This is a genomic window from Streptomyces sp. NPDC001514 (assembly GCF_053597075.1).
The window spans coordinates 49673-62908 of sequence record NZ_JBSFHO010000038.1 but is presented as its reverse complement, the minus strand read 5'-3'; the positions used below and the strand labels follow the sequence as shown (position 1 = coordinate 62908).

At 70.3% G+C, this 13236-nt stretch carries 8 protein-coding genes; 5 read left to right on the top strand and 3 right to left on the bottom strand.

All coding sequences use genetic code 11. From position 1 onward, the window contains the following. Window positions 1-98 precede the first annotated feature (98 nt). Complete coding sequence (locus tag ACWCXB_RS31075; RefSeq protein WP_450727098.1) at window positions 99-1391, top strand: acyl-CoA thioesterase/BAAT N-terminal domain-containing protein; 1293 nt, start codon at window positions 99-101, stop codon at window positions 1389-1391. A 122-nt stretch (window positions 1392-1513) separates the two neighbouring features. Here the strand turns inward: ACWCXB_RS31075 and acnA are convergent, their stop codons facing one another. After that, window positions 1514-4228, bottom strand: a complete 2715-nt coding sequence (acnA, locus tag ACWCXB_RS31070) for an aconitate hydratase AcnA (protein ID WP_450727097.1) — start codon at window positions 4226-4228, stop codon at window positions 1514-1516. A gap of 325 nt (window positions 4229-4553) precedes the next feature. Between acnA and ACWCXB_RS31065 the strand changes: the two genes are divergently transcribed. The 4 genes from ACWCXB_RS31065 (at window position 4554) to ACWCXB_RS31050 (ending at window position 9218) form a co-directional block, all read left to right on the top strand. Next, window positions 4554-5684, top strand: a complete 1131-nt coding sequence (locus ACWCXB_RS31065; protein WP_450727115.1) for a winged helix DNA-binding domain-containing protein — start codon at window positions 4554-4556, stop codon at window positions 5682-5684. Window positions 5685-5979: 295 nt separating this feature from the next. Next, entirely contained in the window at window positions 5980-7509 is a 1530-nt protein-coding gene (locus ACWCXB_RS31060; protein ID WP_450727096.1) for a helix-turn-helix domain-containing protein, read from the top strand. Between the two features lie 232 nt (window positions 7510-7741). Further along, a complete protein-coding gene (locus ACWCXB_RS31055; protein WP_450727095.1) occupies window positions 7742-8527 on the top strand; it encodes a DUF4389 domain-containing protein in 786 nt (261 codons plus the stop codon). A gap of 343 nt (window positions 8528-8870) precedes the next feature. Continuing rightward, window positions 8871-9218, top strand: a complete 348-nt coding sequence (locus ACWCXB_RS31050; RefSeq protein WP_450727094.1) for a DUF4097 family beta strand repeat-containing protein — start codon at window positions 8871-8873, stop codon at window positions 9216-9218. A gap of 69 nt (window positions 9219-9287) precedes the next feature. Here ACWCXB_RS31050 and ACWCXB_RS31045 read toward each other — a convergent pair whose 3' ends face one another. Beyond that, window positions 9288-10604 (bottom strand): LCP family protein, encoded by a 1317-nt coding sequence (locus ACWCXB_RS31045; protein ID WP_450727093.1) that lies wholly within the window; start codon window positions 10602-10604, stop codon window positions 9288-9290. 209 nt (window positions 10605-10813) lie between these two features. Continuing rightward, a complete protein-coding gene (locus ACWCXB_RS31040) occupies window positions 10814-13234 on the bottom strand; it encodes a SpoIIE family protein phosphatase (protein WP_450727092.1) in 2421 nt (806 codons plus the stop codon). Window positions 13235-13236: the final 2 nt, after the last annotated feature.

Here is a 13236-nt window from a genome sequence, read left to right as displayed (position 1 = left end):
CGGGGTGAAGCAGGTGAAGGGCGGCACCTGGCCGGGCCCTCACCCGACCGGCGAGCGCCCGGTCGCCCGCAGGTCGGCAGCGGCTTACGTTCCGAAGCGTGGAACTCACCATCGCACCCGGGGACGGTCTCGTCGACGAGGTCCCGGACCTCGTCGTCCAGGGACTCGGCGCGCACGAGGAAGTGACCGTACGGATCGATGTGACCGACGTCGGCGGGAGGGCCTGGCGGTCCGTCAACCGCTACCGCGCGGACGCCGACGGCGTCGCCGACACGGCCACGAACGCGCCGATCGCGGGTTCCTACACGGGTGTGGACCCGACGGGTCCGTGGTGGTCGATGACGTGTGTGCAGCGCGACCTGCCGCCCCGCGCCTTCGCGGCACCGGACGACCAGCTGATCTGGACCGTCCGCTGCGCCGCCGATGCGGCACGCCAGGTCCGGCGGACGGTCGTACGCCGCTGGTGTGCGCGGCGGATCACGCGGACGGAGGCGGTGGACGAGGGGCTGCGGGTCGTCGAGTTCGCCCCGCGCGCGCTCGATTCCGGGCTCCGGCCGGTGGTCGTGCTGATCCCGGGCTCCACCGGCGTGGAGGCGGTGACCCCCACGGCCGCGCTGCTGGCGTCCCGCTGCGGCTTCACCACGGTGGTGCTCGGATACCTCGGCGGGGAAGGGCAGCCGGCGACGTTGAGGGATGTTCCGCTCGAACGCCTGGCGCGTGCGGTCGGCGCGGTGGCGAACGGTCGCCGCGTCGGTGTGGTCGCCTTTTCGGTGGGTACGGGCGGGGCACTGGCGGCTCTCGCGCTGGCCCGGGTGCCCGTGCGGGCGGTCGTGGCCGTCGCGCCGACGCATGTCGTCTGGCAGGCCCAGGGCTCCGGCGGTCCGTCGCCGAAGACCTCGGCGTGGACGTACGAGGGCGCTGCCCTGCCGTACGTACCCGTGAGGGGCGAGTTGCTGCTGCCGCAGATCGCGGGCCGTGCCGTGCTGCGGCGGCTGCCCGGCGGCCGTTCACGCTCCACCGCGCTGCGGATGCGACTCGCGTACGCGGCCGGGCTCAGGGACACGGCCGCGGTGGAGAACGCCCTGATCCCGGTGGAGGACATCGCGGCTCCGCTGATGGCGGTCGCCGGGACCAAGGACGCGCTGTGGCCCGCCGACCACATGGCCCGCGCCCTGATCGAGCGCCGCCGTACCGTGCCCGCCGATGACGTGCTGCTGATCCACCCGGGCTCGGGGCATTTTCTGCGCCCGCCGCTGATCCCGACGACCGTCGACCGGACGGCGGACCTCGTCTCGGGCGGCACTCCGCAGGCCAACGCGCTGGCGCAGAGCGAGACCTGGGCCGCGATGACACGGTTCCTGGAGCGCCACCTCGGCTTCACGGAGGCGTGACACGGCGCTGTGAAATGGCGCTGTGAAATGGCGCTGTGAAATGGCGCTGTGAAATGGCGCCGGCCGCCACTCGTCCGATGGACGAGTGGCGGCCGGCCGGGTCCCAGGGTCCTGCGGGGCCCTTACTTACGGATCAGGCTCCGCAGCACGTACTGCATGATGCCGCCGTTGCGGTAGTAGTCCGCCTCACCGGGGGTGTCGATACGGACGACCGCGTCGAACTCCACACCGGTGTCGGTGGTGACCTTGACCGTGCGCGGCGTGGTGCCCTCGTTGAGCTCGGTGACGCCGGTGATGGAGAAGGTCTCCTCGCCGGTCAGACCGAGGGACTGGGCCGAGGCGCCGTCCGGGAACTGCAGCGGGAGGACGCCCATGCCGATGAGGTTCGAGCGGTGGATGCGCTCGTACGACTCGGCGATGACGGCCTTGACGCCGAGCAGCGCGGTGCCCTTGGCCGCCCAGTCGCGGGACGAGCCGGAGCCGTACTCCTTGCCCGCCAGGACGACCAGCGGGATGCCCTGCTCGATGTAGTTGCGCGAGGCGTCGTAGATGAACGAAACCGGACCGCCGTCCTGCGTGAAGTCGCGGGTGTAGCCGCCCTCGGTGCCCGGCGCGATCTGGTTGCGCAGGCGGATGTTGGCGAACGTACCGCGGATCATGACCTCGTGGTTGCCCCGGCGCGAGCCGTAGGAGTTGAAGTCACGACGCTCCACACCGTGCTCGGTGAGGTACTTGCCGGCCGGGGTGTCGGCCTTGATGGCACCGGCCGGGGAGATGTGGTCGGTGGTGACCGAGTCGCCGAGCTTGGCGAGGACGCGGGCGTCCGCGATGTCGGTGACCGGAGTGGTCTCCATCGTCATGCCCTCGAAGTACGGGGGCTTGCGGACGTAGGTCGACTGCGGGTCCCACTCGAAGGTGTTGCCGGTCGGGATCGGCAGCGACTGCCACTGGGCGTCACCGGCGAAGACGTCCTGGTAGGACGTGGAGAACATGTCCTCGCCGATGGCGTGGGCGACGACGTCGTTGACCTCGGCCTCGGACGGCCAGATGTCCTTCAGGTAGACCGGGTTGCCCTCGGTGTCGATGCCGAGCGCCTCGCGGGTGATGTCCACCTTCATGGAGCCCGCGATGGCGTAGGCGACGACCAGCGGCGGGGAGGCCAGGTAGTTCATCTTGACGTCGGGGTTGATCCGGCCCTCGAAGTTGCGGTTGCCGGAGAGCACGGACGTCACGGCCAGGTCGTGCTCGTTGACGGCCTTGGAGACCTCCTCCGGCAGCGGGCCGGAGTTGCCGATGCAGGTCGTGCAGCCGTACCCGACGAGGTTGAAGCCCATCTTGTCGAGGTACGGGGTGAGGCCGGCGCGGTCGTAGTAGTCCATGACGACCTTGGAGCCCGGGGCGAGGGTGGTCTTGACCCACGGCTTGCGGGTCAGGCCCTTCTCCACGGCCTTCTTCGCGACGAGCGCGGCGGCGACCATGACGTACGGGTTCGAGGTGTTGGTGCAGGAGGTGATCGCGGCGACGGTGACGGCGCCGTGGTCGATCTCGTACGTCGACCCGTCGGGGGCCGTGACCAGGGTCGGTCGGGTCGGGACGCCGTTGTGCTCGGCCGGGGCGTCGGAGGCCGGGAAGGACTCCTTGCCCGCCTCGTCGTCGTCCTCGACGTAGTTGCGGACGTCCTGCGTGAACTGCTCGGCGGCCTTGGCGAGGACGATGCGGTCCTGCGGGCGCTTCGGGCCGGCGATCGACGGAACGACGGTCGACAGGTCCAGCTCGAGCTTCTCGGAGAAGTCGGGCTCGGCGGACGGGTCCAGCCAGAGGCCCTGCTCCTTGGCGTAGGCCTCGACGAGCGCGACCTGCTGCTCGCTGCGGCCGGTCAGCTTGAGGTAGTTCAGGGTCTCGTCGTCGATCGGGAAGATCGCGGCGGTGGAGCCGAACTCCGGCGACATGTTGCCGATGGTGGCGCGGTTCGCGAGGGAGGTGGCGGCGACGCCCTCACCGTAGAACTCGACGAACTTGCCGACGACACCGTGCTTGCGCAGCATTTCGGTGATGGTCAGCACGAGGTCGGTGGCGGTGGTGCCGGTGGGCAGCTCGCCGGTCAGCTTGAAGCCGACGACGCGCGGGATGAGCATCGAGACCGGCTGGCCGAGCATGGCGGCCTCGGCCTCGATACCGCCGACGCCCCAGCCGAGGACGCCGAGGCCGTTGACCATGGTGGTGTGCGAGTCGGTGCCGACGAGGGTGTCGGGGTACGCCTGACCACCCCGGACCATGACCGTGCGGGCCAGGTGCTCGATGTTCACCTGGTGGACGATGCCGGTGCCGGGCGGGACGACCTTGAACTCGTCGAAGGCGGTCTGGCCCCAGCGCAGGAACTGGTACCGCTCCTTGTTGCGGCCGTACTCCAGCTCCACGTTCTGGGCGAAGGAGTCCGGCGTGCCGAACTTGTCGGCGATGACGGAGTGGTCGATGACCAGCTCGGCGGGGGCCAGCGGGTTGATCTTCGCCGGGTCGCCGCCGAGCTCCTTCACGGCCTCACGCATGGTGGCGAGGTCCACCACGCAGGGCACGCCGGTGAAGTCCTGCATGATCACGCGGGCCGGCGTGAACTGGATCTCCTGGCTCGGCTGCGCCTGCGAGTCCCAGCCGCCGATGGCCCGGATGTGGTCGGCGGTGATGTTCGCGCCGTCCTCGGTGCGGAGCAGGTTCTCCAGCAGGACCTTGAGGCTGTAAGGGAGGCGCGCGGAGCCCTCGACCTTGTCCAGCCGGAAGATCTCGTACGACTCGTCGCCCACGCGCAGCGTGCTGCGGGCGTCGAAGCTGTTCGCCGACACGACAGTCTCCTTCATCAATGTGCGCGTACTGACCGCATCCTGCCGCCTGTGACTTCTCAGCAATCCGCTAAGGTAAGGCTTAGTTAGGCCACCCTTACTGAATGGCCTCGGCGGAAGGTGTTGCGGCTCGCCTTCTGCAGATATCTCGATGTCGAGATAACTCTAGTACATGCCCGCCGAGCGGTCATGCCCGGACACGGGTGTCCGGGCATGACCGCGAACCTTGAGCGCGTGCCGTCGAACCTTGAGGGACGCGGATTCGTGTCACCGAACTTGGAACACGAGGCGCTGACGGGAGCGGGACAGGGCAGAATCCCGGGCTGTGATGATCACCGCGCGCGCACTCAACCGGGCCACCCTCAGCCGCCAGCTGCTGCTGGACCGTGAGCCGCTGACGGTCCCCGACGGGGTGCGGCGCGTGGTCGCGCTCCAGGCGCAGCACCCGGCCTCGCCGTACCTCGCCCTGTGGAACCGGCTCACCGGTTTCGCTCCGGCCGAGCTCGACGCCGCCTTCACCGGGCGATCGGTGGTCAAGGCGACTTTGATGCGGATCACCCTGCACACCGTGCACGCCGAGGACTACCCGGTCTTCCGCGCGGCGATGCAGCCCACGCTGTACGCCTCCCGGCTCGGCGCCCGCTTCGCCGTCGCGGGGCTGACCCCCGCGGACGCCGACGAGCTGGTGCCGGAGCTGCTGGCCTTCGCCCGCCGGCCGCGGACCTCGGCAGAGATGCAGGCGTGGGCCGAGGAGCGGCTCGGCGCCGAGAAGAAGGACGCGGCGTGGTGGGGGCTGAAGGCGTACGCGCCGCTGCACCACGCCCCGACGGATGCGCCATGGTCGTTCGGACTCCGGCCGTCCTTCGTCGCGGCCGGAACCGGGCCCGTGCCCGCGGACCGGGCGGTGGAGCCTCAGGCGCTGCGGACCCTGATCCTGCGCTATCTGGCGGGCTTCGGGCCCGCGTCGGTCGCGGACGTGGCGCAGTTCGCCATGGTGCAGCGGGCACCCGTCCGCGCGGCGCTCCGCGCTCTGGACGGCGCCGTCGAGCAGCTCCAGGGGCCGGACGGCGGCACGCTGTTCGACCTCCCGGGCGCCTCCCGGCCGCCCGCCGAAACCCCCGCCCCTCCCCGGCTCATGGCCATGTGGGACAGCATCCTGCTGGCTTACGCCGACCGCAGCCGGGTGATACCCCCGGCCTACCGCCCTCTGGTGATCCGACGCAACGGCGACGTACTGCCCACCCTGCTGGTGGACGGCCATGTCGCCGGTGTGTGGCGCCCGGCGGACGGCGGCATCGAGGCCACGGCCTTCCACCCTCTGTCACCCAGCACCTGGGACGGACTCGCCGCGGAGGCCCAGTCCTTGACGGCCCTCCTCAGCGACCGCGAGGCGGCGGTCTACAGCCGTTACCGCCACTGGTGGGAAAAGCTCCCCGAGGCCGAGGTGCGGATGCTGTAGCGGCGATTTTCGTCGCTCACCGGTCGCGGACAGTGGGTCCAGGGGCGGCGGATCCGAGGACGGCCGATCCGAGGACCGCCGACCCGGGAACGACCGGGCCGGGGCGACGGGCGGCGCGACAGGGCAGCGCGACAGGGCAGCGCCCGGCGAGCATCACGGCCCGACGGTACACGCCCGCCGCCCTATGTGTCCGATTTGCCCGAGTTGGGACAATGATGGACCATCAAAAGGGCGCTTCACCCGAATGGTCCACCTCACTGGGCGGCTCATCTCATATCTGAGATAGCCTGCCCCCATGGCAGACGACTACCTCGTACGCATCGGCAAGCTCATCCGTGACGCCCGTCAGCATCGGGGCTGGACACAGACGCAGCTTGCCGAGGCACTCGGCACCAGCCAGAGCGCCGTCAACCGCATCGAGCGCGGCAATCAGAACATCAGCCTTGAGATGATCGCCCGCATCGGTGAGGCGCTCGACAGCGAGATCGTGTCGCTCGGCTATGCCGGACCCATGCACCTGCGGGTCGTCGGCGGCCGCCGGCTCTCCGGGGCCATCGACGTCAAGACGAGCAAGAACGCCTGTGTCGCGCTGCTCTGCGCCTCGCTGCTCAACAAGGGCCGTACGGTCCTGCGCCGCGTCGCCCGTATCGAAGAGGTCTACCGGCTGCTGGAGGTCCTCAACTCCATCGGCGTCCGCACCCGTTGGATCAACGACGGCACGGACCTCGAAATCGTCCCGCCCGCCACGCTCGACATGGACGCCATCGACGCCGATGCGGCGCGCCGGACGCGGTCGATCATCATGTTCCTCGGCCCGCTGCTGCACCGGATGGACCGCTTCCGCCTCCCGTACGCCGGCGGCTGCGACCTCGGCACGCGGACGATCGAGCCGCACATGATCGCCCTGCGCCGCTTCGGCCTGGACATCACCGCGACCGAGGGTCTTTACCACGCCGTCGTCGAGCGGGCGACCACCCCGCGCCGCCCGATCGTACTGACCGAGCGCGGCGACACGGTGACCGAGAACGCCCTGCTGGCCGCCGCCCGCCACGACGGCGTCACCGTCATCCGTAACGCCTCGTCCAACTACATGGTCCAGGACCTGTGTTTCTTCCTGGAGGCGCTCGGCGTACGTGTCGAGGGCATCGGCACCACGACCCTGACGGTGCACGGCGTGGAGACCATCGACGTGGACGTCGACTACTCCCCCTCCGAGGACCCGGTCGAGGCGATGAGCCTGCTCGCCGCCGCCGTCGTCACCGAGTCCCAGCTGACGATCCGCCGGGTGCCGATCGAGTTCCTGGAGATCGAGCTCGCGGTACTCGAGGAGATGGGCCTCGACCACGACCGCACGGCCGAGTACAGCGCGGACAACGGCCGCACCCGGCTGGTGGACCTGACCGTTCGCCCCTCCAAGCTGGAGGCGCCGATCGACAAGATCCACCCGATGCCGTTCCCCGGCCTCAACATCGACAACGTGCCGTTCTTCGCGGCCATCGCGGCCGTCGCCCAGGGCAAGACCCTCATCCACGACTGGGTCTACGACAACCGCGCGATCTATCTGACCGACCTCAACCGCCTCGGCGGCCGGCTCCAGCTCCTCGACCCGCATCGCGTTCTCGTCGAGGGCCCGACCCGCTGGCGCGCCGCCGAGATGATGTGCCCGCCGGCGCTGCGCCCCGCCGTGGTCGTCCTGCTGGCGATGATGGCGGCCGAGGGCACGTCTGTGCTGCGCAATGTGTACGTCATCAATCGCGGCTACGAGGATCTGGCGGAGCGCCTGAACTCGGTGGGCGCGCAGATCGAGATCTTCCGCGACATCTGACGTATCCGCTGGTCAGGAGGGCTTTTCTCCGTCCTGGGCCGACTGTGGGCCGTCGGCCGTGTCACCCGCCCTGGCGAAAGGCACGGTCGACGGCACACGCATCGGACCGAGGCGGTTCGCACCCTCGACGCGGGCGAGGCCTCTTCATCCGTTCGGACCTCCCGGCGCGTGCATCGGGCCGGGCGGCGTGATCCTGACAGTGTGACAGTCGCGGACCCGACAGGAGCCGACCATGGCAGACCAGACATGGGCAGCTCGCCCCCGCCCCGCGACCCCTGAGCTCCTCCCGGAGTTGGACCTCCCCGAGCCCGGCCGCCAGCGCCGCTGGACCGTGCTGCTGCGCTGGCTCCTGCTGATCCCCCAATTCATCGCCGTGTTCTTTCTGGGGGTCGCCGCATTCTTCGTCATGGTCGTGGGCTGGTTCGCCGCCCTGTTCACAGGACGGCTGCCCGAATCGATCGCCTCGTTCCTGTCCGACTACCTCGTCTACGCGACCCGCGTCTACGCCTCCGCCATGCTGCTGGTCGACGCCTACCCGCCGTTCGCCTTCCACGCGCCCGGCCACCCCGTCCAGGTCGAGGTCCACCCCGGCGAGCTCAACCGCCTGGCTGTCCTGTTCCGCATCATCCTGGTCATCCCCGCCGCCGTCGTGGAGTACCTGGTGACCGCCGGCTGGTACGTGATCTGCTTCATCTTCTGGCTCCTGGTGCTGATCCTCGGCCGGGTGCCGCGCCCGGTGTTCGAGGCAACCGCTGCCACCGCCCGCTACGCGATGCGCGTGAGCGCCTACGTGATGATGCTGACCGCGGCCTACCCCAAGTACCTGTTCGGCGACGAAGCCCGCCCCGCCGAGCAACCACGCTCGGCCACCCGCCCGCTGCTGCTCTCCGGCGCGGGCAAGACCTTGGTGGTCCTGTTCTTGGTCCTCGGGGTCCTGTACTGGATCTTCTCGGCGACCGGCGGCGTCCAGGAGGACCACGTAGAAGTGCCGGAGAGCGTGCATGCCGTGCTCCCGTGAGGACACGCAACGCGGCCCCTGGCCGTCGTGGCCGCGACCCTCGGCGGCCTGCTCGCGGGCTGCTCGACGGGTGAACCGCCCCGTACGGAGACCCGCTCCCACACCGTGTCCGAACCGGTGCGCAGCCTTGCGGTCGACAACCGCGGCGGCGACATAGAGGTGACGGCCGCCACCGGCGCCGCAGTCCGCGTCACCGAGACCCTGGACTACACCGCCCCGCAAACCGGACACCAGCCATGCCGTCGCCTCCGGCGAACTCAGGCTCGCCGCCTCCGGCTGCGGGGACACGGGGGTGCGCGGATGCGGTGTCCGTTTCCGCGTCGAGGTCCCCCACGGCGTCCCCGTGAAGCTGGACAGCGGCGGCGGCGACATCGTCGTGCGCAAGCTGTCGGCCGCCACCGTGGCCAGCACCGGCGGCGGCGCCGTCCTGATCGAGGACAGCACAGCCCCCACCGTCGTGGCGCACACGGGCGGCGGCGGCATCGACGCGCGCCTGGCAGAGGCGCCCGACCGCATCTCCGCCACGTCGGACGGCGGGGACGTCGCCGTCCGCCTGCCCGGCGGACCGTACGCCCTCGACGTGACCACGGCGGCCGGCTCGCGCAGGGTCACCGTCGAGCATCGGGCGTCGTCGCCACGGAAGGTGAAGGTCTTCTCGAAGGGCGGAGACGTGCAGGTGGTGGCGGGCTGAGGACCGGCGGCCGGACGAGGCGTCGACCGCCACGGCCGGCCGTTGCACCGGCCCACAGAGCTGCACCCCCTATGCCGGTCCGGCGCAGCGGAGCTGGTCCGCCGTGACGGGGGCACCTTCGGCGACGTTGCGGTCGTAGGTGACGGTCTTGACCACGACGGGCTCGGTGCCGACGACGACGTCGAAGACGGCGTCGTGCCGGGAGACTGCTCGAAGGTGTGATCCGGGCAGGGCGGCGGCCAGCGTGGACGCCTCCGCTTCCTGCCCCGCGGGATAGGTGATGAGCGGGGAACCGGCGGGCCGTACCGTCGGGGCGGATGCCGAGGTGTCCATGACGACGAACTTGTTGCGCCGCAGGGCCGCGGCGACGGTGGCGTCGTCGACACGCACGTTGATTCGGGCGGGATCGGTCTCGGCGCGTGTTTCGGGCACAGGCAGGATGCGGGTGTCGCCGGTGAACGGGTGGTCGGAGCGCAGAGCGTTCCACAGGGCCCGGGAGCGGGCCTTGTGCCAGACGAGCGTGGAGCCCACGCCGGGCACGCGGTGGTCGAACTCCGCGATCGGAACCGTGGTGAACTCCGTCCGGTCCGCAGGCAGTCGGCCCAGTGACCAGCCGATGCGGACGAGATCGCCCAGGCCCGTCCGCTCGTCCGTGCGGACGGACTTCAGCAGCAGGCGCACCGTGTGCGCCGTGCTCGCGGGATCGGCCAGCGCGCCTTGGACGGTCAGACGGGCCAGCATGTCGGCGAGCATGCGCTGCTGGCGGCGGACTCGGCCCAGGTCCCCTGGGCGGTTGATGTGCCGGGCCCGGGCGTAGCGCAGCGCTCCGTTCCCGTCGACATGGTGGGTCCCCGCGGCGATGTCGAGGCCGGAGTTCTCGTCCTTGAGCGGCTTGTCCGTGCACACGGTTGCGCCGCCCAGATTGTTGACGGCCTGCTCGAAGCCGGTGAAGCCGGTCTCGAGGTAGTGGTCGATGTGCAGGCCCGTGACCTTCTCGACGGTGCGTACGGCCAGTGGTCCCCGACCGATCTTGAACGCGCCGTTGATCTTGCCGCTGCGTGGTGGCGCGGTGGCGCCGTCGGCCGAGGCGTACTCGACGTAACTGTCCCGGGGGATGGAGACGATGCTCGCGCGCCGGCGGTCCTCGGACAGGTGCACGAGCATCATCACGTCGGTGCAGTCGCATCCTTCGCCGGCCACGTGGAGACGCCGCTTCTCGGCCGCGGACAGCCCGGCGCGGCTGTCGATGCCGACGACCAGGATGTTCGTGCCGAGGCTGTTGTCCTGGCGGGCCGGTTCCTTCACTGCGGAGACGGCCTGCGTACCCACCCAGGGCCAGGAGGCCAGACCGGCCAACAGGGCCAGGCCGATAGTCAGACGACGCATCACAATCCCCACACTGGTACGTATTTGGGCATATGTGATGTTATCGATTGCGGAGGGGAGGGCTTGTCACTACGCGCCGATGGGCGCGCCGTCCTCCCTGTCCTGCGCGCCCGTCCAGCCCGTGGTTCACCCCACCCTGTCCCGGTCCGGATGCATGCCGACTCCGTCGCGCCCACGCACCGGCCGGCACCGGGACAACACGGATCCCGTCAGCCCGAGGGCAGTGCCTGTTCCGTCCAGATGGACTTGCCGTCACGGCTGTACCGCGTCCCCCACCGCAGGACGAGCTGGGCCACGATGAACAGTCCGCGCCCGCCTTCGTCGTCGTCGCCGCTGTGGCGCAGGTGGGGGGCGGTGTGGCCCGCGTCCGCGACTTCGCAGACGAGGGTGCGGTCGCGGATGAGCCGCAGGTGCAGCGGGCCCTCGGCGTATCTCACCGCGTTCGTGACCAGCTCGCTGGCGATCAGCTCGGTGGGGAACACGAGCTCGTCCAGGCCCCATTGGGTCAGCCGGCCGGCGACCAGCTCCCGCGCCCGGCCTGCGGCGACCGGTTCCGCCGGCAGGTCCCAGGCGGCGACCCTCCGGTTGTCGAGTTCGCGGGTACGGACCAGGAGGAGAGCCGTGTCATCGGTGGTCGTGCTGCCGGGAAGGAGTTCGGAGATGACACGGTCGCAGAGGTCCTCCAGGGAACTCGAGTTCTCGCTGAGGACCTTTCCCAGGGTTTCCAGCCCTTTGTCGATGTCCCGGTCGCGCGCCTCGACCAGACCGTCCGTGAAGAGGGCCATCAGACTGCCCACCGGCAGCTCGACCTCGAGGCACTCGAAGGGCAGTCCGCCGAGACCGAGGGGTGGGCCGGCCGGCAGATCCGGGAAGCAGACACGGCCACCCGGTTCCACGACCGCAGGCGGCAGGTGACCTGCGCGGGCCATGGTGCAGCGCCGCGACACGGGATCGTAGACCGCGTACAGACAGGTGGCCCCGGCCGCGACATCGTCGTTGTCGGTGTAGGTTCCGGGGCCGTCCAGGTCAGCCTCCGCCGACTGTCCGACGAGATCGTCGAGCCGCTTGAGGAGCTCGTCAGGAGGGATGTCCAGGGGCGCGAGCGCGCGCACCGTCGTACGCAGCCGTCCCATGGTGGCCGCCGCGTGGAGCCCATGGCCCACCACGTCCCCGACCACGAGCCCGACGCGCGTGCCGGACAGCGGGATGACGTCGAACCAGTCGCCGCCGACGCCGCTCAGAGCGTCCGTGGGCAGATAGCGATGAGCCACTTCGACCGCCGAGTTCGGCGGCAGATACTGCGGCAGGAGCTGCCGCTGGAGAGCCAGGGCCGCAGCCCGTTCGCGCGTGTAGCGGCGAGCGTTGTCGATGGACACGGCAGCCCGGGTGGCCAGCTCGTCCGCCACCGCGACGGCACGGCTGTCGAAGACTCCCGATCCGCTGCGGCGTACGAAGGTGACGAGGCCCAAGGCGCTGCCTCCGGCGCGCAGCGGCACGACCAGGGTGTCGTCCTCGAGCACGAGTCCGCCCGAGGCGAGGCTGCGGTGCTGGGGCGAGCCGTACGCGTACTCGACCTGATGCGGTGGACGGCTCGGCGCCCGCGCGGTGTCCGCCGTGCCGCCGGGTGCGGCCGAGCGGGAGGAGGCCCGGATCAGTTCGGTACCCACCGGGCCCGCGACGCCCGGCAGCTCACCGTCCAGCACCGCCGGAGCGAGGTCGATCTCGACGAGGTCGGCGAACTCGGGCACCGCCACCGCGGCCAGCTCGTCCGTCGTGGCGATCACGTCCAGCGTGGTGCCGACGCGCCGGCCGGCCTCGACCAGCAGATTCAGCTGCCGCTGTGCCTCGTAACGGTCGGTGATGTCGAACGCGTCCTCGCACACCCCGAACACATGGCCGTCCGGGTCCTGCAGCCGGTAGTACGAACAGGACCACAGGTGTTCCTTCCCGGGGTCGCTGGGCTGCTCTCCGCGGAAGTGCACGTCGAGGATCGGCTCTCCGTTCTCCAGCACCTGCCGCATGACCGCATCCAGCGTTTCCGGATAGCCCGGTGTCACGAATCGGCCTTTGGGGTACAGCTCGTCGGCCAGCCTGCCCCGGACTTGCGCGAGCGGAAGCCCGAGCTCCCGCTCGGAGGCGGCGTTGCACCAGACGAGACGGAGCTCGGTGTTGTAGATGGCGAAACCCAGAGGTGACTGGGTGGCCAGACCCTGGAGCATGGCCAGCCGGGATTCCCACTCCCTGAGCCGCTCGAGGTCGGCCGCCATGAGAACCCGCTGCGCAGGCCCGGGTCCGGACAGGTGACAGACCGCGGTGACGAGTTGCAGACGGTGACCGTCGCGGTGGACGGCGAGGCAGACGTCACGCTCCGGGAAGGGCAGGACCGCCTTGCCGGCGGTCTCCTCGGCCGATGCGGATGCGGATTCAGATGCGGATGCGGTCGTGCCCACCAGGAACGTGCAGACGGAGCGTCCGATGATCTCGGTCGACCGGTAGCCGAGAAGCTCCTGCGCCGCGGGACTCCAGCCGATGACCACGTCCTGGCCGTCGAGCACCCATGTGGCAGCCTTCGTCACGTCCAGCGGGCCACGGAAGTCGGCGTCCCCGGTCGCCTTCCTTGCGTAGCTCATGA